The organism is Nonomuraea sp. NPDC049504, from assembly GCF_040676845.1.
Classification (GTDB): Bacteria; Actinomycetota; Actinomycetes; order Streptosporangiales; family Streptosporangiaceae; genus Nonomuraea; species Nonomuraea salmonea.
The window spans coordinates 1-22,011 of the sequence record NZ_JBFAPT010000039.1; the positions used below are offsets into that span (position 1 = coordinate 1).

At 74.5% G+C, this 22,011-nt stretch carries 2 protein-coding genes; both read left to right on the forward strand.

Features of this window, described 5'->3' with window-relative positions; all coding sequences use genetic code 11:
- The first annotated feature begins 16 nt into the window (after window positions 1-16).
- Window positions 17-8,512 carry an amino acid adenylation domain-containing protein gene (locus AB0K28_RS45645; protein WP_364383219.1) on the forward strand — a complete coding sequence of 2,832 codons (8,496 nt, stop codon included), beginning with the start codon at window positions 17-19 and terminating at the stop codon, window positions 8,510-8,512.
- Complete coding sequence (locus tag AB0K28_RS45650) at window positions 8,509-21,969, forward strand: amino acid adenylation domain-containing protein (protein ID WP_364383221.1); 13,461 nt, start codon at window positions 8,509-8,511, stop codon at window positions 21,967-21,969. Before AB0K28_RS45645 ends, AB0K28_RS45650 begins: the two co-directional genes overlap by 4 nt.
- Window positions 21,970-22,011 lie beyond the last annotated feature (42 nt).

Genomic DNA, 22,011 nt, shown 5'->3' on the forward strand with positions numbered 1-22,011 from the left:
GGCGCATGCGGGCCGGTTGGATGAGGCGCTGGATGATCTGGCGGGTTTCTTCGTCAACACGCTGGTGATCCGGGCGGACGTGTCAGGCGACCCGTTGCTTCGGGAAGTGCTGGGGCGGGTGCGGGAGGCGGCGCTGGGGGCGCTGGCGCATCAGGACGTGCCGTTCGAGCGGTTGGTGGAGGAGCTGGCCCCGTCCCGGTCGCTGGCCCGGCATCCGCTGTTCCAGGTGATGCTCACCGTCCAGAACAACACCGAGGCGACGCTGGACCTGCCCGATGTGGCGGCGTCCGGCATGGTCGCCGGAGAGGTGTCCGCCCGCTTCGACCTCGACTTCAACGTCGGCGAGGTCTTCGACGAGCAAGGAGCCCCGGCCGGGCTCAGGGGGTCGCTGATCGCGGCGACCGACCTGTTCGACGAGGGCACCGCCCACGGGTTGGTGCGGCGGTGGGTGCGGCTGCTCGAACGGTTCGTGGAGGACGCCTCCGTCCGGCTGTCCGACCTCGACGTGCTCGACGCGACCGAGCGCCGGCAGGTCGTACGGGACTGGCAGGGCGAGCTCACCCCGCGCACGCCCACGTCGGTGGTGGAGCTGTTCGAGGCGCGGGCGGAGGCAATCCCCGATGCGGTCGCGGTGGTGTGCGGCGGGGTCGAGGTGACGTACGCGGAGCTGGAGGCGCGGGCGAACCGGCTGGCCCGGCATCTGATCGCGAAGGGCGTGGGTCCTGAGTCTCCGGTGGGGGTCGTGCTGGAGCGCGGGATCGGCGTGGTGGTGGCGATGCTGGCCGTCTGGAAGGCGGGCGGCGTGTACGTGCCGATCGACGTCGAATACCCGGCCGACCGCAGGGCCTGGATGCTGGCCGACGCCGCACCGGTCGTGGTGGTCACCGAGGGAAGGCTGGAGACGCCGCCGGAGGTCGAGCGGGTGACGCTGGACGACTCGGCGACGCTGCCGGACGAGCGGCCGGGCGTCGCGATCGACGGTTCGAGCCTGGCGTATGTGATCTACACCTCGGGTTCGACCGGAGTCCCGAAGGGCGTGGGCGTCGCGCATGCCGGGCTGGTGAACCTGATCGAGGTGTTCGGCCCGGTGATGGGGGTCGAGCCGGGCGTGGGGGTGCTGCAGTTCGCCTCGTTCGGCTTCGACGCCTCGGTCCTGGATGTCGCCGTGACCCTGAGCCGGGGCGGCCGGCTGGCGATCGCCGGCAGGAGCGAGCGCATGGACACGGCACTCCTCAAGGACCTGCTGACCTCCGCCGACGTCCGTGCGGCCAGTGTGGTGCCGTCGCTGCTGGAGGTCGTGGACCCCGCCGATTGGACCGGGGTGGAAACGGTTCTGGTCGGTGCCGAGCCGATCGCGAGCACGACGGCACGGGCCTGGGCCCAGGACCGGAAGCTCGTCAACACCTACGGGCCCACGGAGGCGACGGTGATGGTGACCGCCGGCCCGGTGGAGCACGTCAACGGCGTCGTCCCCTTCGGCCGGCCCATCACCAACACCCGGCTGTACGTGCTGGACGACCACCTGGCCCCGGTGGCCCCGGGCGTCGCCGGCGAGGTCTACATCGCGGGCGTCCAGGTGGCACGCGGCTACGTCGGCCGGCCCTCCCTGACCGGAGAACGGTTCGTGGCGTGCCCGTTCGAGGGCGGCCGGATGTACCGGACGGGCGACGTCGCGAAGTGGACCACCGACGGCGAGCTGGTGTTCGTCGGCCGGGCCGATGAGCAGGTGAAGATCCGCGGCATGCGCGTGGAGCCGGGCGAGGTGCGGGCGGTCCTGGCCGCGCACCCGGACGTGGCCCAGGCGGCGGTGATCGTGCGCGCCGACGCGGGCGAGAAACGCCTGGTCGCCTACGTCGTCGGCGGCGAGGCCGAGAACGTCAGGCGCTACGCCGCCGACCGGCTGCCCGCCCATCTGGTGCCCGCAGCGGTGGTCGTGCTGGACGAGCTGCCGCTGACCGTCAACGGCAAGCTCGACCGCACCGCGCTCCCGGCGCCGCAACAGGAGACCACCACGGCCGCCGGCCCAGTGGGGCTGCACGAGGAGTTGCTGTGCGCCGCCTTCGCCGACGTGCTCGGCAAGCAGCGGGTCGGCGTCCACGACGACTTCTTCGCGCTGGGCGGGCACTCGCTGCTGGCGGTGCGGCTGGTGAGCAGGATCCGCGCCATCCTCGGCGTCGAGGTGCCGATCAGGACGCTGTTCGAGCACCCGACCGTGGCGGGGCTGGCCGCCGGGATCGCCGAAGCCGGCGCGGCCAGGCCGCCGCTGACCCTCCGCGGCCGCCCGGAGCGGGTGCCGTTGTCGTTCGCGCAGCGCCGCCTGTGGTTCATCCACCGGCTGGAGGGCCCGAGCGCCACCTACAACCTGCCCACGTCGCTGCGCCTGACCGGCGAGATCGACAGGGAGGCGCTCGACGCGGCCCTGCGCGACGTCATCGCCCGGCACGAGGTGCTGCGGACGGTGTTCCCGGTCGAGGGCGGCGAGCCGTACCAGCGGATCCTCAGCATGGACGAGCTGGAGTGGGAGCTGCCGGTGGTCCGGGTGGCTCCCGATGAGCTGCATGAAGCGGTGACGCGGGCCGAGCAGCACGCCTTCGACCTGGCCTCCGAGGTGCCGATCAGGGCGTGGCTGTTCGACGCCGGGCCGCAGGAGCAGGTGCTGGTGGTCGTCGTGCACCACATCGCCGGCGACGGCTGGTCGATGACCCCGCTCGGACGTGACCTCTCCCTGGCCTACGCCGCCCGCCGCGCCGGGCAGGACCCGCGGTGGGAGCCGCTGCCCGTCCAGTACGCCGACTACGCCCTGTGGCAGCGTGACCTGCTGGGCGACGAGGACGACCCGGGCAGCCTGCTGTCCCGCCAGGTCGCCTACTGGCGGGAGACGCTCGCCGGGGCACCGGAGGAGCTGACGCTGCCCAGCGACCGGCCGCGCCCGCCGGTGGCCGGTCACCTGGGTCACGTGGTGCCGCTGCACGTCCCCGCCGAGGTGCACGCGCGGCTGCAGGAGGTGGCGCGGGCCGAGGGCGTGACGCCGTTCATGGTGCTGCAGGCCGCGCTGGCCGTCCTGCTGTCCAGGCTGGGCGCGGGCCGTGACATCCCGATCGGCACGGCCAACGCGGGACGCACCGACGAGGCGCTGGACGACCTCGTCGGCTTCTTCGTCAACACGCTGGTCCTGCGTACGGACCTGTCCGGCGACCCCACCTTCCGCGAGGTGCTCGGCCGGGTCCGTATGGCGAGCCTGGGAGCGCTGGCCCACCAGGACGTGCCCTTCGAACGCCTGGTGGAAGAGCTGGCGCCGGCCCGGTCGCTGGCGCGGCACCCGCTGTTCCAGGTGATGCTGACCCTGCAGAACGTCGCCGACGCCGACGTCGACCTCCCCGTCACCGGCGCTGCCCCGGGCGGGGACGCCCGGCTCCAGCCGTCCGCCAAGTTCGACCTGGAGCTGAACCTCAGGGAGACGGCGGACGGGCTGCGCGGCGCGGCGATCCTGGCCGCCGACCTGTTCGAGGCGGGGACGGCGGAGCGGTTCGCGCAGTGGTGGGCCAGGGCGCTGGCCGTGGTGGTGGCCGCACCCGGCACCCGCCTGTCGCAGGTGGACGTGCTGGACACGCACGAGCGTGACCTGGTGCTGCACGGCTGGAACGACACCGGAGCCCCGCAGCCCGGCGGCTCGCTGGTCGAGCTGATCGAGGCTCAGGCGGTCCGGACGCCCGGCGCGACGGCGGTGGTCTTCGACGGGGCCGAGCTGTCGTACAGCGAGCTCGACACCCGCGCCAACCGGCTCGCCCGCCGCCTCATCGAGGGCGGGGCGGGCCCCGAGTCGGTCGTCGGCGTCGCGCTCGAACGCGGCCCCGACCTGGTCATCGCGCTGCTCGGCGTGCTCAAGGCCGGGGCCGCGTACCTGCCGCTGGAGCCCGAGCACCCGGCGTCGCGCATCGCCCTCATGGCGGCGGACGCGCACGCCGGGATCGTCGTGGCCGCCGCGAGCACCGCGCACCTCGTGCCGGACGACGCCGCCTGCCTGCGGGTGGACGAGGCGGCGGACGTGTCGGGCCAGCCGCTGACCGAGGCGGAACGGGGACGGCTCAGCCCCGACCTGCCCGCGTACGTCATCTACACCTCCGGCTCGACCGGCCGCCCCAAGGGCGTGGTCGTCCCGCACTCGGGCATCGTGAACCGGCTGGCCTGGATGCAGCGGCGGCTCCCGCTGACCGGCGACGACCGCGTGCTGCAGAAGACGCCGTTCGGGTTCGACGTGTCGGTGTGGGAGTTCTTCTGGCCGCTGACCGTCGGAGCCGCCCTGGTGGTGGCCCGCCCCGGCGGGCACCGCGACCCCGCCTACCTCGCCGAGCTCATGCGGCGGGCCGAGGTGAGCGTGGCCCACTTCGTGCCGTCGATGCTGGAGGTGTTCCTGCACGAGCCGGGCAGCGCCGGCGTCCCGCTGCGGCAGGTCGTCTGCTCGGGCGAGGCGCTCCCGCAGGATCTGCAGGAACGGTTCTTCGCCCGGCTCGCGGACACCGAGCTGCACAACATGTACGGCCCCACCGAGGCGTCCGTCGACGTGACCGCGTCGCGCTGCCTGCCGGGGCACCCGGTGACGATCGGCGCCCCGGTGGCGGCCACGCGGGCGTACGTGCTGGACGAGAGCCTGCGGCCGGTCCCCGTGGGCGTGCCGGGCGAGCTCTACCTCGCCGGGGTACAGCTCGCCCGCGGCTACGCCGGGCGTCCCGCCCTGACCGCCGAGCGGTTCGTGGCCTGCCCCTACGGCGGGCGCATGTACCGTACCGGGGACCTGGTCAAGTGGAACGCCGACGGCGAGCTGCTGTTCGGGGGCCGGGCCGACGACCAGGTGAAGATCCGCGGCATGCGGGTCGAGCCCGGTGAGATCCAGGCGGTGCTCCAGCGGCACGACCGGGTCGCGCAGGCGGCGGTGGTGATCCGCGAGGACATTCCGGGCGACCCGCGGCTGGTCGCCTACGTCGTCCCGGCCGGCGAGGTCACGGACCTGCCGGGCCACGTGCGGCGGCACGCCCGGCAGTGGCTGCCCGACCACATGGTGCCGTCGGCGGTGGTCGTCCTGGACGCGCTGCCCGTCACGGTCAACGGCAAGCTGGATCGCAGGGCGCTGCCCGCCCCGCAGTACGCCGCCGGCAAGGGCCGTGGCCCCGCCGACGCCCGTGAGGAGCTGCTGTGCGAGGGGTTCGCGCACGTGCTCGGGCTGGAGCGGGTCGGCGTGGACGACGACTTCTTCGCGCTGGGCGGCCACTCGCTGATGGTGGTCACCCTGGTGGAGTGGCTGCGCGAGCGCGGCGTCAGCGTGTCCGTACGGGCCCTGTTCCAGACGCCGACCGTCGCCGGCCTGGCTGTCGCGTCCGGACCCGAGCAGGTGACCGTCCCACCCAACGCGATCCCCGACGACGCCACGGAGATCACGCCCGAGATGCTCCCGCTGGTGGAGCTGTCCCAGGCGGACATCGACCGGATCACGGCGGGAGTACCGGGCGGCGCGGCGAACGTGGCCGACGTCTACCCGTTGGCCCCGCTCCAGGAAGGTCTGCTCTTCCACCACCTGCTCGCCGAGGGCGGCGACGACGCCTACGTGACGCCGACGGTGCTGGCCTTCGAGTCGCGGGCGAGGCTGGACGCCTTCACGGAGGCGTTGCAGCGCGTGATCGATCGGCACGACATCTTCCGCACGGCGGTGAGGTGGGAAGGGCTCCCGGAGCCGGTCCAGGTGGTGTGGCGAACAGCGGAGCTGCCGGTATCCGAGGTCACCGGCGATCTGGTGTCCACGGTCGGCCTGTCGATGGACGTGGGCCGCGCGCCGCTGCTCGACGTGCACGTCACGCAGGACGATGACCGCTGGCTCGCTCTGGTGCGGGTGCACCACCTGGTGCAGGACCACCTCGGCCTCGACCTGCTGCTCGGCGAGGTCCAGGCGTTCCTGGCCGGGCGGGGCGACGAGCTGCCCGAGCCGCTGCCGTTCCGCGACTTCGTCGCCCAGGCCAAGGGAGCCGTGCGCGCCGAAGAGCATGAGCGCTTCTTCGCCGGCCTGCTCGGTGACGTCGAGGAGACCACCGCGCCGTTCGGCGTGGTGGACGTACGCGGGAGCGGGGCCGACGCCAGGGAGGTTCAGGCCGCGATCCCCGATGAGGTGGCGGCAGGCGTGCGGCGGATGGCGCGCGAGCTCGGCGTGAGCCCGGCGACGGTCCTGCACGTGGCGTGGGCCCGGGTGCTGGCGGCCGTGGCCGGACGCGACGACGTGGTCTTCGGCACGGTGCTGTTCGGCCGCATGAACGCGGGCGCCGGCGCCGACCGCGTGCCCGGCCCCTACATCAACACACTCCCGGTCCGGGTCAAGGTCGGTGAGACCGGCGTCGCACAGGCGATCACCGCGATGCGCGGACAACTGGCCGAACTCCTGGCCCACGAGCACGCCTCGCTCGCGGTGGCGCAGCGAGCCAGCGGAGTCCCAGGAGACGCACCCCTGTTCACCTCGCTGTTCAACTACCGCCACAACAGCGCCGACGACCAGGCCACCGACACCTTCGACGGCATCACCATCACCTTCTCCCAGCAACGCGACAACTTCCCCCTCTCCGTGGCCGTGGACGACGACGGCCGCACCCTCGGCCTGGTGATCGGCGCGGTGGCGCCCATCGACCCCGCGCTCGTCGCCGAGCTGCTCATCACGACGGTCGGCAACCTGGTGCACGTCCTGGAGACCGACGCGGGAACGCCGTTGTCGGCGGTGGGAGTGCTGGACGAGGACGATCGGCGCGTGCTGGAGGAGTGGAACGACACCGCCGCCACGGTTCCGGACGCGACCGTGGTCGATCTGTTCGAGGCGCAGGCCGCGCGGACACCGGACGCGGTGGCCGTGGTGCGTGAGGGCGTCGAGGTGAGCTACGCCGACCTGAACGGCCGGGCGGATCGGCTCGCGAACGCGCTCGTCGAGCGTGGGGTGGGGCCGGAGTCGATCGTGGGGGTGGCGCTCGAACGCGGCATCGACCTGATCGTGGCCGTGCTCGGCGTGCTCAAGGCCGGCGGCGCCTACCTGCCGATCGACGTCAGTCACCCCGCCGAACGCATCGAGGATGCCCGCCCTGTGACGGTGCTCGCGTCGGCGAGGACGGCGGCCTTGCTGCCTGTCCCGGCGCTGACCCTGAACGATCTGCTCGGTGCCGAGGGGCCGGTCCGCGGGGCGGGGCTGCGGCCGGAGCATCCGGCCTACGTGATCTACACGTCGGGCTCCACCGGCCGCCCGAAGGGGGTGCTGGTCGAGCACCGGTCGCTGGCCAATCTGCTGCACTGGGCCACGGGCACGTTCACCGAGCTGTCCCGGGTGCTGGCGGCCACGTCGCTGAGTTTCGACGCGTCGGTCTTCGAGATCTTCGCGCCGCTGGTGTCGGGCGGCTCCATCGAGCTCGTCGACGACCTGCCAGCCCTCGCCGATCGCCCAGCAGTGTCGCTGGTCAGCGCGGTGCCCTCGGCGCTGTCGCAGGTCCTGACGGAGACGACGGCGCGACCGAGCCGGGTGGTCCTGGCCGGTGAGAGGCTGAACGCTCCTGTCATGCGCGCGGTGAGGGAAGCGCTGCCGGGCGCACAAGTGGACAACATCTATGGCCTCGCAGAGGCGACGGTGTACGCGGCGGCCTGGCACGGGGACACCGAGGGTGCTCCGCCGATCGGCCGGCCGCTCACCAACACCCGCCTGTACGTCCTCGACCGCGGGTTGCGGCCGGTCCCGGTCGGCGCGGCCGGCGAGCTTTACGTCGCCGGTGCCGGGCTCGCGCGGGGCTATGTGGGCCGGCCGGGCCTGACCGCTGAGCGGTTCGTGGCCTGCCCCTACGGCGGTCGCATGTATCGCACCGGTGACCTGGCCCGGTGGAACGCCGACGGCCAAGTGGAGTACCTCGGCCGCGTGGATGAGCAGGTCAAGGTGCGCGGCTTCCGGGTGGAGCCCGGCGAGATCGAAACCGTGCTGGCAGCGCACCCTTCGGTGACTCACGCCGTGGTGGTGGCCCGCGAGGACACGCTGGTCGCCTACATCGTCCCCGACGAGCCCGGCGTGGCGGAGGAGGTGCGGCGCTTCACCGCCGACCGCCTGCCCGGCCACATGGTGCCGGCGGCGGTGGTGGAGCTGGAGGCCCTGCCGCTCAACGCCAACGGCAAGCTGGACCGCCGCGCCCTGCCGGCGCCCGAGATCTCGGTGTCGGCGGCCGGTCGGGAGCCCGCCGACGCGCGCGAGGAAACCCTGTGCGGCCTGTTCGCCGACGTCCTCGGCCTGGACCGGGTGGGCGTGGACGACGACTTCTTCGACCTGGGCGGCCACTCGCTGCTGGCCGTACGGCTGATCAGCCGGATCCGTGCCGACCTCGGCATCGAACTGCCGCTGCCCGTGCTGCTGGAGTCGCCGACCGTGGCGGGCGTCGCGCAGCGGCTGGGCGAACAGCGGCCCACTGTGAGACCCCCTTTGCAGCCGATGCGTGACCAGGAGGAACGTTCATGATCCCGTTGTCGTACGCGCAGCGTCGGCTGTGGTTCATCCAGCAGCTCGAAGGGCCGAGCGCGACCTACAACATCCCGATCGCCCTCCGCCTGGCCGACGACGTGGACCCGGGAGCACTCCAAGCCGCCTTCCTGGACGTCATGGCCAGGCACGAGGCGCTGCGCACGGTGTTCCCCGTGGCGGGCGGCGAGCCGTACCAGCACGTCCTGCCCGTGGACGAGCTGGAGTGGGAGCTGACCGTCCGGGAGATGGCGCACGGCGCGCTCGGCGGCGCCGTGGACGAGGCGTGCCGGCACGCGTTCGATCTGGCGGGGGAGCCGCCGATCAGGGCCTGGCTGTTCGTGACGGACACCGGCGAGAACACGCTCGTCGTGGTGATCCATCACATCGCCGGCGACGGCTGGTCGCTGAAGCCGCTCACCCGTGACGTGTCGGCCGCGTACGAGGCCCGCTACTCCGGCAGGGCCCCGGACTGGGAGCCGCTGCCGGTCCAGTACGCCGACTACACGCTGTGGCAGCGCCGGCTGCTCGGCGACGACCAGGACCCGGACAGCCTGATCTCCCGCCAGATCGGCTACTGGCGGGGCGTGCTCGACGGCCTGCCGGAGGAGCTGCCGCTGCCGTACGACCACCCGCGCCCCGACGTGCCCGGCTACCGCGGCCACGTGGCGACCGTGGACATCCCGGCCGGCCTGCACGCGCGGCTGGTGGAGATCGCCAGGGCCGAGGGCGCCACCACGTTCATGGTCCTGCAGGCCGGGCTCGCGGTGCTGCTGTCCAGGCTCGGCGCGGGCACCGACGTCCCGATCGGCACGCCCGTAGCGGGCCGGCTGGACGCGGCCCTGGAGAACCTCGTCGGCTTCTTCGTCAACACGCTCGTGCTGCGCACCGACCTGTCCGGCGACCCGAGCTTCGGCGAGCTGCTCGGCCGCGTCAGCAAGGCAGGATGGGAGGCGCTCTCCCACCAGGACGTGCCGTTCGAGCGCCTGGTGGAGGAGCTGGCCCCGAACAGGTCGCTCTCCCGCCACCCCCTGTTCCAGGTCATGCTCACCCTCGACACCGCCACGGAGGGCCCGGACGACGGCGACGGCGTGCCGACGGCCGCCCCGGCGGCGAAGTTCGACCTCGAGATCAGCGTCACCGAGACCGTGGACGCCGCAGGACGCCCCGCGGGCATCCGCGGCTCCCTGCTGGCCTCGGCGGACCTGTTCGACGCGCCCACCGCCGCCGCCCTGGCCGCCCGCTGGACGCGGGTGCTGCGGCAGGTGGCCGCCGACCCGCGGACCCGCACCGGCGCGGTGGACCTGCTGGACGACGACGAGCGCCGACTGCTCGCCACCTGGAACGACACCTCGCTGCCCGTGCCGCGGACGACGGTGCCCGAGCTGTTCGCGGCGCAGGCGGCCCGCACCCCCGGCGCCGTGGCCGTGGTGTGCGGCGGCGCGCAGGTGTCGTACGCCGAACTCGACGCCAGGGCCAACCGGCTGGCGCACTTCCTCGCCGAGCGCGGCGTGGGCCCCGAGACGCTGGTCGCGGTCGCCCTGCAACGCGGGATCGACCTGATCGTGGCGCTGCTCGCGGTGTCCAAGGCGGGCGGCGCCTACCTGCCGATCGACGCCTCCTACCCGGCCGAGCGCGTCGCGTTCATGCTCCAGGACGCCGCGCCGGTGCTGGTGCTGACCACGGCGAAGGAGGAGCGGACCGGCGCCACCCCGCGCGTGCTGCTCGACGACCCCGCCACCGCCGCCGCCGTCGCGGCCATGCCGGCGCAGCCACCCGCCGGCGCGCCGACCCCCGCGCACCCCGCCTACGTGATCTACACCTCGGGCTCCACCGGGCGGCCGAAGGGCGTGGTGGTCGAGCACCGGTCGGTCGGCAACCTGCTGTCGTGGGCGGCCGCCGAGTTCGGGGGCGAGCAGTTCTCCCGGGTGCTGGCCTCGACCTCGCTCAACTTCGACGTGTCCGTCTTCGAGATCTTCGGCCCGCTGGTGTCGGGCGGCTCCATCGAGATCGTGGACGACCTGCTGTCCCTCGCCGACCGTGACCGCTGGGACCTGAGCCTGATCAGCGCGGTGCCGTCGGCGTTCTCGCGGCTGCTCGACGTCGACGGGCTCGACGTGCGGGCGCGTACGGTCGTCATGGCCGGCGAGGCGCTCACCCCGAACGCCGTCGCCGCCGTCCGGGAGGCGCTGCCGGACGTGCGGCTGGCCAACATCTACGGCCCCACAGAGGCCACCGTCTACGCCACCGCCTGGTACGGCGAGACCTCCACCGGCGCCCCGCCCATCGGGCAGCCCATCACCAACGTCCGCGCCCACGTGCTGGACGCCGCCCTGCGCCCGGTACCGCCCGGCGTCCCAGGCGAGCTGTACGTGGGCGGCGCCGGCCTGGCCAGGGGCTACCTCGGCCGGCCTGGGCTGACCGCGGAACGGTTCGTGGCCGACCCGTTCGGCGGCCCTGGCGCGCGGCTCTACCGTACGGGCGACCTGGTGCGCTGGAACGCCGAAGGCGACCTCGACTACCTGGGCCGCGCCGACGACCAGGTGAAGGTGCGCGGCTTCCGCGTCGAGCCGGGCGAGATCGAGAGCGTGCTCACCGGCCACCCCGCCGTGCGCCACGCGGCGGTGATCGCCCGGCAGGACCTGCCCGGGGACAAGCGCCTGGTGGCCTACGTGACGGGCACCGGCGTCGCCCCCGAGGAGGTGCGCGAGCACGCGGCCCGCAGCCTGCCCGGCTACATGGTCCCGTCGGCCGTCGTCGTCCTCGACGCGCTGCCGCTCAACGCGCACGGCAAGCTGGACCGCAAGGCGCTGCCCGCCCCCGCGTTCGCCACCGGCGCCGGCAGGGGACCGGCGAACGCGCGCGAGGAGCTGCTGTGCGCCGGGTTCGCCGCGACACTCGGGCTCGACGGCGTCGGCGTGGACGACGACTTCTTCGCGCTCGGCGGCCACTCGCTGCTGGTGGTGTCGCTCGTCGAGTGGCTGCGGGCGCGCGGCGTCACGATCTCCGTACGCGCGCTCTTCCGGACCCCGACCGTCGCGGGGCTCGCCGCGGCGGCCGAGGACGAGCAGGTCACCGCACCCCCCAACGGCATCCCCGGCGACGCCCGGCACATCACCCCCGCCATGCTCCCCATGGTGACGCTGACCCAGGACGAGGTGGACCGGGTCGTCGCCGCCGTGGACGGCGGCGCGGCCAACGTCGCCGACGTCTACCCGCTGGCGCCGTTGCAGAGCGGCATCCTCTTCCACCACCTGCTCGCCGACGGCGGCGAGGACGCCTACGTGACGCCGACCGTCGTGGAGTTCGACTCCCAGGCCCGGCTGGAGGCGTTCCTGGCGGCCCTGCGGCGGGTGATCGCCCGGCATGACATCTTCCGCACCGCGGTGCTGTGGGAGGGGCTCGCCGAGCCCGTCCAGGTGGTGTGGCGGACGGCGACGCTGCCGGTCACGGAGGTCGCCCCGGCGGCACCCGAGGAGCTGGTGTCCGCCGTCGGCCTGGCCATGGACCTCAGGCGGGCGCCGCTGCTCGACGTGCACACCGCCCGGCACGGCGACCGCCTGCTGGCCCTGGTGCGGGTGCACCACCTCGTCCAGGACCACCTCGGCCTGGAGATCCTGATGAACGAGGTCGCGGCGTTCATGAAGGGCGAGGAGCCGCCGGAGCCGCTGCCGTTCCGCAACTTCGTCGCCCAGGCCAGGGGCGGGCTCACCGAGGAGGAGCACGAGCGGTTCTTCGCCGGCCTGCTCGGCGACGTGGACGGCCCGACCGCGCCGTTCGGCGTCCTGGACGTGCACGGCGACGGCAAGGACGTCGTCCGCGCCGAGCTGGACCTGCCGCAGGGCCTGCCGGACCGGGTCCGGGAGACCGCGCGCCGGCTGAGCGTCAGCCCGGCGACGCTCCTGCACGTGGCGTTCGCCCGCGTGGTGGCCGCCGTGTCCGGCCGCGACGACGTCGTGTTCGGCACGGTGCTGTTCGGCCGCATGAACGCCGGCGCGGGCGCCGACCGCGTGCCTGGGCCGTTCATCAACACGCTCCCGGTCAGGACGCGGATCGGCGGCGCCACGATCGCGGACGCCGTCGCCGCGATGCGCGGGCAGCTGGCCGAGCTGCTCGCGCACGAGCACGCGCCGCTGGCGGTGGCGCAGCGAGCCGGTGGGGTGCCCGCCGGGACGCCGCTGTTCACCTCGATACTCAACTACCGGCACAACCCCGGACAGGACGATCAGGCAGCGGACGCCTTCGAAGGCATCAAGGTCGCCTACTCGCGCGAGAGCAACAACTACCCGCTCACCGTCTCCGTGGACGACGACGGGCAGGGCCTGTCGCTGGCCGTGGACGCCGTCGCGCCCATCGACCCCGGCCTGGTGGCCCGGCTGCTGAGCACCGCGCTGGACGGCCTCGTCACCGCCCTGCGCGACGACCGGGAGGCGGCGCTGTCCGGCGTGCCGGTGCTGGACCAGGCCGCCAGGCGGCAGGTGCTGGAGGAGTGGAACGGGACGCCCGCCCCCGCGCGGGCCGTGCCGGTCGTGGAGCGGTTCGAGCACTGGGCCGCGGCCACGCCGGACGCGATCGCGGTGACCTGCGACGGCGTGGAGGTGACGTACGGGGAGCTGGACGCGCGGGCGAACCTGCTGGCCGCCCGGCTGGCCGACCTGGGCGTCGGCCGCGAGTCGGTCGTGGGGCTCTGCCTGCCGCGCGGCATCGGGGCGCTGACCGCCATGCTCGCGACCTGGAAGGCGGGCGGCGCCTACCTGCCGATCGACCCGGCGCATCCCGCCGAGCGCATCCGGTTCGTCCTCGCCGACGCGCGGGCCGTGGCCGTGCTCGCCGACGCCGCCACCGCCGACGCCCTGTCCGGCGTGCCGGGGGTGATGGTCCTCGACGATCGGCCGGTGGACGGCGTGCCCGCGCCGGTGCGCACCCGGGCCGAGCCGGGCGGGCTGGCGTACGTGATGTACACCTCCGGCTCGTCCGGGCTGCCCAAGGGGGTGGCGGTCACCCACGGCGGCCTGGCCTCTTACGTGGCCTGGTCGGCCGAAACGTATGAGGTGGCGGGCGGCGCGCCCGTGCACTCGTCGCTGGCGTTCGACCTGACGGTGACCAGCGTGTGGGTGCCGCTCGCGGCCGGCGCCGGCGTGCGCCTCAGCGTGGCGGGCGGGGCCGAGGGGCTGGCCGCGCTCGTGCGCGAGCAGGGCGGCGGGTTCGGGCTCGCCAAGGTCGTGCCGGGACATCTGCCGCTGCTGCGCCAGGAGCCGGGGAACGTCGCGGCGGGCGCGCGCCACTGGGTCGTCGGCGGGGAACCGCTCGCCGGGGCCGAGGTGCGCGCCTGGCTCGCGCGGGCGCCCGAGTCGGTGGTGGTCAACGAGTACGGGCCCACCGAGGCGGTGGTCGGGTGCTGCACCTTCGAGGTGCGGGCCGGGCAGGAGGTGGGCACGTGGGCGCCGATCGGCCGGCCCGCGCCGGGCACCCGCCTGTACGTGCTGGACGGCGGCCTGGAGCCGGTCCCCGTGGGGGTGCCGGGCGAGCTCTACATCGCCGGCGCGCAGGTCGCCCGCGGCTACGCGGGACGCCCCGGGCTGACCGCCGAGCGCTTCGTGGCCTGCCCGTACGGCGGGCGCATGTACCGTACCGGCGACCTCGTGCGCTGGAACGCCGGCGGGCAGCTGGAGTTCCTCGGCCGCACGGACGACCAGGTCAAGATCCGCGGCTACCGCATCGAGCCGGGCGAGGTCCAGGCCGCCGTCGCCGCCCACCCCCTGGTCTCCCAGGCGGCGGTGATCGCCCGCGAGGACAGACCAGGCGATCTTCGCCTGGTCGCCTACGTGGTCCCGGCAGACGCGGGAGCCGGTGTCGCGGCCGGTGTCGCGGCCGGTGTCGCGCCGGACGAGGTGCTCGCCTTCGCGGCCGGGCGGCTGCCCGAGCACATGGTGCCCGCCGCCGTCGTGGTGCTGGACGCGCTGCCGCTCACGGTCAACGGCAAGCTCAGGCGGGACGCGCTGCCCGCCCCGGAGTACGCGGTGACCGAGGGCCGCGGCCCCGCCACCGTACGGGAGGAGATCCTCTGCGAGGAGTTCGCCCGCGTGCTCGGCCTGGACCGGGTCGGCGTGCACGACAACTTCTTCCGCCTCGGCGGCCACTCGCTCCTGGCCGTCTCGCTGGTCGAACGCCTGCGGGCACGCGGCGTCGCGGTGTCGGTGCGCGCCCTGTTCGACCGGCCCACGGTGGCCGGCCTGGCCGCCGCGGCGGCGGTGCCCTGGGTGGAGGTGCCGCCCGGCCGCATCCCCGAGAACGCGCGGGAGATCACCCCCGACATGCTCCCGCTGGTGGACCTGACCCCCCAGGAGATCGAGCGGATCGTGGCGAGCGTGACGGGCGGCGCCGCCAACGTCGCCGACGTGTACCCGCTGGCGCCGCTCCAGGAGGGCCTGCTCTTCCACCACCTCATGGCGGGCGGCGGCCGCGACACCTACGCCGCGCCCACGGTCGTGGAGTGCGACTCCAGGCAGGGCTTCGACGCCTTCGTCGAGGCGCTGAGGCAGGTGGTGGACCGCCACGACATCCACCGGACGGCGGTCGTGTGGGAGGGCCTGCGCGAGCCGGTGCAGGTCGTGTGGCGGCACGCGGAACTCCCCGTACGCGAGGCGAGCCTGGGGGACGGCGACGCGCTCGACGGCCTGCTCGCCCTCGCCGCCGAGCCGATGGACCTCGCCCGCGCCCCGCTGATGGACGTGACGGCGGCCCAGGACCCGGCCACGGGAAGGTGGCTGGCGATGGTCCGCATGCACCACATCGTCCGCGACCACATGGCGCTCGAAGCCGTGTACGAGGAGGTCTCGGCCATCCTCGCGGGCCGCGGCGGCGAGCTGCCCGAGCCGGTGCCGTTCCGCGACTTCGTGGCCCAGGCGCGCGGCGGCGTCACCCGGGAGGAGCACGAGCGCTACTTCACCGGGCTGCTCGGCGACGTGACCGAGCCGACCGCCCCGTTCGGCCTGGTGGACGTGCACGCCGACGGCACCGCGACCGAGCAGGCGCTGCTGCGCGTCGATCCCGGGCTGGAGGCGAGCCTGCGCGCGGTGGCGCGCCGCCTCGGCGCCAGCCCCGCCACGATCGCGCACGTCGCCTGGGCCCGCGTGCTGGCCGCCGTGTCGGGCCGCGACGACGTCGTCTTCGGCACCGTGCTGTTCGGCCGCATGAACGCCGGCACCGGCGCCGACCGCGCGCTCGGCCTGTTCATGAACACCCTGCCGGTACGGGTCCGCCTCGGCGACGGCGGGACGAGCGTGACCGGCGCCGTCACCGCCATGCGGGACCAGCTCGCCGCGCTGCTGGAGCACGAGCACGCCCCCCTGGCCGTGGCGCAGCGCGCGAGCGGCGTGCCCGCCGACGCCCCGCTGTTCACCTCGCTGCTGAACTACCGCCACAACACCGCCGCCCCCGACCGTCAGCCGGACGCGGACGCCGGCGGCGTCCGCGTCGCCTACACCAGGCCGGTCAACAACTATCCCCTCACCGTCGCCGTGGACGACGACGGCGACGGCACGGGCCTGGCCGTGGACGCCGTGGCGCCCATCGACCCCCACGCCGTCGGCGGGCTCGTCATGACCGCGCTGAAGAACCTGGTGGCGGCGCTGGAGACCGAGCGGGACGTGCCGCTGCGCGCCGTCGAGGTGCTCGGCGAGGACGAGCTGCGCCGCCTGCTGGAGGAGTGGAACGACACCGCGGCGGACGTCCCGGACCGCACGGTCGTCCGCATGTTCGAGGAGCAGGCCGCCCGCACCCCGGACGAGGTGGCGGTCGTGGGCGGCGCGACCCGGCTCACGTACGCCGAACTGGACGAGCGGGCCGCCCGGCTGGCCGCCTACCTGACCGCCCAGGGCGTCGGCGCCGAGTCGGTCGTGGGCCTGTGCCTGCCCCGGGGCGTGGAGGTGGTGACGGCGATCCTCGCGGTGTGGAAGGCGGGCGCCGCGTACCTGCCGATCGACCCCGAGCAGCCCGCCGACCGGATCGTGTACATGCTGTCCGACAGCCGCGCCGCGCTGCTGCTCGGCACCGGGGACATACTCGACGAGCTGCCGGTCGCCAGGATCCGCACGCTCGCGCTCGACGATCCGCTGGTCGCGGCCCAGATCGCCGCGGCCACGCGCGGCTCGACCGCGATCGCCGTCCCCCCGCAGGCCGTCGCGTACGTGATCTACACCTCGGGCTCGACCGGCCGGCCGAAGGGCGTGGCCGTCACCCACGGCGGGCTCGCCAACTACGTGGCGCACGTGCCCGGCGCGGTCGGCCTCGGCGAGCCAGGCGCCCGCTACGCCGTCCTCCAGGGCCAGGCCACCGACCTGGGCAACACGATCATGTTCGCCAGCCTCGCCCACGGCGGGCAGCTGCACGTCCTCGACGCCGGCACCCCCGTGGCGCCCTACCTGAGCGAGCACCGCATCGACTACCTCAAGGCGGTGCCCTCCCACCTGGCCGCGCTCGGCGCCGACGGCCGTCTCGCCGACGTGCTGCCCGCCAGGTCGCTGGTGCTGGGCGGCGAGGCCGCCCCCGAGCCGTGGGTCGGCGAGCTGCTCGCGGCGGCCGGCGAGCGCCGGGTGTTCAACCACTACGGCCCCACCGAGACCACGATCGGCGTGGCCACCACCCGGCTCGCGCCGGGCGGCCCGGTGCCCATCGGCCGGCCCGTCGCCAACACCCGCCTGTACGTGCTCGACCGCTGGCTGCGACCGGTCCCCGCCGGCTCGCTCGGCGAGGTGTACGCCGCCGGCGAGGGGCTGGCCCGTGGCTACGTCGGCCGGCCGGGGCTGACCGCGGAGCGGTTCGTGGCCTGCCCGTACGGCGGGCGCATGTACCGTACCGGCGACCTGGCCGGCTGGACCCCCGACGGGCAGCTGCTCTTCGCCGGCCGCGCCGACGACCAGGTCAAGATCCGCGGCTTCCGGGTCGAGCCCAGCGAGGTCCAGGCGGTCGTGGCCGCGCACCCGCGCGTCACCGGCGCCGCCGTCGTGGCGCGCGAGGACGTCCCCGGCGACCGGCGCCTGGTCGCGTACGTGACCGGCGACGGCGTCGAGCCCGAGGACGTGCGCACGTTCACGGCCGCCCGGCTGCCCGGCCACATGATCCCCGCGGCGGTGGTCGTGCTCGACGAGTTGCCGCTCATGTCCAACGGCAAGCTCGACCGCAAGGCCCTGCCCGCCCCCGGCCGCGCCACGGCGGCGGGCGACGGCCGCGGCCCCGCCGACCTGCGCGAGGAGCTGCTGTGCGCCGCCTTCGCCGACGTGCTCGGCCTGGAGCGGGTCGGCGTGGACGACGACTTCTTCCAGCTCGGCGGCCACTCGCTGCTGGCCGTCCGGCTCGTCAGCCGCATCCGCGCCGTGCTCGGCGTGGACATCGAGATCCGCGAGCTGTTCGAGGCGCCGACGGTGGCCGGGCTCGCGGTCCGGCTGGCGAGCGCGGGCAGGAGCCGGCCGCCGCTCGCCGCCAGGGAACGCCCCGAGCTGGTGCCGCTGTCGTACGGGCAGCGCAGGTTGTGGTTCATCGCCCAGCTCGAAGGCCCCGGCGACGCCTACAACATCCCGGCCGCCGTGCGCATGGACGGCGAGGTGGACCGCGACGCGCTCCGCGCCGCGCTGGGCGACGTGCTCCAACGCCACGAGACCCTGCGCACGGTCTTCCACGTGGTGGGCGGCGAGCCGTACCAGGTGGTCCTCGACCTCGACGACCTCGACTGGGAGCCGGAGTTCCGCGCCGTCGCGCCCGAGGACCTCGCGGCGGCCACCGCCCAGGCCGAGCGCCACGCCTTCGACCTGGCGCGCGAGGCGCCGATCCGCATGTCGCTGCTCAGCACAGGGCCGGCCGAGCACGTGCTGGTCGTGGTCATGCACCACATCGCCGGCGACGGCTGGTCGTGGTCGGCGCTGGCCAGGGACTTCTCCACCGCGTACGCGGCCAGGCGCGAGGGCAGGCCGCCCGCCTGGACCCCGCTGCCCGTCCAGTACGCCGACTACACGCTCTGGCAGCGCGACCTGCTCGGCGACGCCGGCGACCCGGACAGCGTCATCGCCCGCCAGATCGCCTACTGGCGCGGCGCGCTGGCCGGCGCGCCCGAGGAGCTGCCGCTGCCCGCGGACAGGACGCGCCCCGCCGTCGCCGGTCACCGCGGCGTCCGCGTCCCCCTGGACATCCCGGCCGCCACCCACGCGCGGCTCCTGGAGCTGGCCCGCGCCGAGGGCGTGACGATGTTCATGGTGCTGCACGGCGCGCTCGCGGTCCTGCTGTCGCGGCTGGGCGCCGGCACCGACATCCCCGTCGGGTCGGCGGCGGCGGGACGCGGCGACGAGGCGCTCGACGACCTGGTCGGCTACTTCGTCAACACGTTCGTGCTGCGCACCGACCTGTCCGGCGACCCGGCCTTCCGCGAGGTGCTCAGCCGGGTGCGGGAGACAGGGCTTGAGGCGTTCGCCCACCAGGACGTGCCCTTCGAACGGCTCGTGGAGGAGCTGTCACCGGCCCGGTCCCTGGCCCGCCACCCCCTGTTCCAGGTGGTGCTGCTGCTGGAGAACACCGCCGCGCCGGTCCTCGACCTGCCCGGCGTGCGCCAGGACGGCGGCGGCCTGGGCACCGGCGCCGCGGTCGTCAAGTTCGACCTCGACGTCAGCGTGGTCGAGGTGCTCGACGCGAGCGGCGCCCCGGCCGGGCTGCGCGGCTCGGTGACGGCGGCGGCCGACCTGTTCGACGCGGAGACGGCCGAGATGATCGCCGAGCGGCTGGCCCGCGTGCTGGACACGCTCGCCGCCGACCCCGGCCTGCGGCTGAGCCAGGTGGACGTCCTGGACGGCGGCGAACGCCACCGCCTGCTGCGGGAGTGGAACGACACGGCGCTCGACGTGCCCCGCGCGACCGTCGCCGGCCTGCTGGAGGAGCAGGCCCGCCAGGCCCCGGACGCCGTCGCCCTGACCTTCGGCGCGGACCGGCTGACCTACGCCGAGCTGCACGAGCGGGCGAACCGGCTGGCCCGCCACCTCGCCGGCAGGGGAGTGGGCCCCGAGACGGTCGTCGCCGTCGTGCTGGAGCGCGGCGTGGACCTGCTCGTGGCGCTCCTGGCCGTGATCAAGGCCGGCGGCGCGTACCTGCCGATCGACCCGGCCTATCCGTCGGAGCGGACCGCGTACGTGATCGCCGACGCGGGCGTGGTGTGCCTGCTGACCAGCGACGACCTGCGCGAGCGGCTGCCCGAGTTCGGCATCTCACCGGACGGCGAGGACGGCGTGCCCGTGCTCGTCCTCGACGATCCCGCGCTGGTCGCGGAGGTGGCCGCGCTGGACGGCGCGCCCCTGGCCCAGCGCGAGCGCACCGCGCCGCTGCTGCCCGAGCATCCCCTGTGGGTCATCTACACCTCCGGCTCGACGGGCCGGCCGAAGGGCGTGCTCGTCGAGCACCGGGCCGTGGTGAACTTCCTGACCTCCATGCGTGACCTGGTGCCGCTCGGCCCCGGCGACCACCTGGCGGCGGTCAGCACCGTGGGCTGCGACATGGGCGGGCTGGAGCTCTACCTGCCGCTCCTCACCGGCGCGCGGCTGGTCATGGCGGCGCAGGAGCAGGTGCTCGACCCCTGGAGGCTGCGCGCGCTCGTCCGTGAGTCCCTTGACGAGTCCGTCGACGCGGGTGGCGGCGTGACCGTGCACGCCACGCCCAGCCTGTGGCGCGGGCTGCTGGCCGACGACGGCGACCCGGTGGACTGGACGCGCGTCCGCGTCCTCGTCGGCGCCGAGGCGCTGCCCGACGACCTCGCCCGCGCCCTCCTGGACCGGGCCGGCGCCCTCACCAACCTGTACGGCCCCACCGAGACCACGGTCTGGTCGACCGCCGGAGCGCTCACCCAGGACCGGCCGGACGCCACGTCCATCGGCGTCCCCGTCGGCAACACCCAGGTGTACGTCCTGGACGACAGGCTCGCGCCGGTGGCGCCCGGCGTGGCCGGCGAGCTGTACATCGCCGGCGCCGGTCTCGCCCGCGGCTACCTCGGGCGGCCCGGCCTGACCGCCGAGCGCTTCGTGTCCTGCCCGTACGGCGGACCGGGCGCGCGCATGTACCGCACGGGCGACCTGGTGCGGTGGAGCAGGGACGGCGACCTGCGCTTCCTCGGCCGCACCGACGACCAGGTCAAGATCCGCGGCTTCCGCGTCGAGCTCGGCGAGATCGAGGCCCTCCTGGCCGCGCACCCCTCGGTCGCCCAGGCCGTGGTGGTCGTCAGAGAGGACACCCCGGGAGACCGCCGCCTGATCGCCTACGTGGTCCCCTCCGGAAGCGCTGATGAGCGCCCCGGGAATGAGCTGCGCGAGACGTTGCGCGGGCTCGCGAGGGACCGGCTGCCCGGTTACATGGTGCCGGCCGCGGTCGTGCCGCTCGACCGGATGCCGCTGATGCCCAACGGCAAGCTCGACCGCAAGGCGCTGCCCGCCCCCGAGTACACGGCGGGGGAGCGCAGCTCGGCCGGGCTCATGCTGGAGGAGATCCTGTGCGACGCCTTCGCCGAGGTGCTGGGCGTGCCCGAGGTGGGCGTGCACGACGACTTCTTCGCCCTCGGCGGCCACTCGCTGCTCGCGGTGGCGTGGGTCGAGCGGCTGCGCGAGCGCGGGGTGCAGGTCGAGGTGCGCGACCTGTTCGCCGCCCCGAGCGCCGCCGACCTGATGAAACGGCTGAGCATGTCAGCGGTGAGCGACTCCTTCGACGTCCTGCTGCCGCTGCGGGTCAAGGGCGACGGCCCGCCGCTGTTCTGCCTGCCGCCCGCCGCCGGGCTGTGCTGGGGATACGGCCCGCTGGGCCGCGTCCTGCCGGCCGACATGCCGCTCTACGGCCTGCAGTCGCGCGGCCTGGACGGGCTGAGCGAGCTGTCGCGCTCGGTCCGCGAGGCCGCGCGGACGTCGATCGAGCGCCTGCGCGCCGCCCAGCCGAGCGGCCCGTACCACCTGCTGGGCTGGTCGTACGGCGCGATCGTGGCGCACGAGATGGCCGTCCAGCTGCGCGCGGAAGGGGAGGAGATCGCGGCGCTGATCGTCCTGGACCAGTTCCCCGCGGGCCACGACCCGGACGCCGGCCTGGAGGACGCGGACGCCGAGCTGGAGCGGCTCACCGAGGTCGTACGCCGCCACGCCGGCGACGTCCTGGGCGCGGTCACCGAGGAGGAGCTGGTGCGCTTCGCCCGCGTCTTCCACAACAACCTGACCATCGGCAGGACCCACGACTACGGCACCTTCGACGGCGACCTGCTGCTGGTCGTCGCCGAGCACGGCCGCCCGCAGGACGAGCCCACCGCCGAGCGCTGGCGGCCCCACGTCTCCGGGAAGATCACGGAGGTCAGGCTGCCGTGCGAGCACAACGACATGAACCAGCCCGAGGTGCTGGCCCAGGTGTGGGACGCCGCGTCCGCCTGGCTGGGGCTGGACGGCACCAGGTGAAAAGGAGCCGGCCGGGGCGGCGTGCCCCGGCCGGCTCCTTGG

Excerpts from the sequence above, each read along its gene's own strand:
- AB0K28_RS45650 (WP_364383221.1), top strand. The coding sequence starts at position 8,509 with ATGATCCCGTTGTCGTACGCGCAGCGTCGGCTGTGGTTCATCCAGCAG.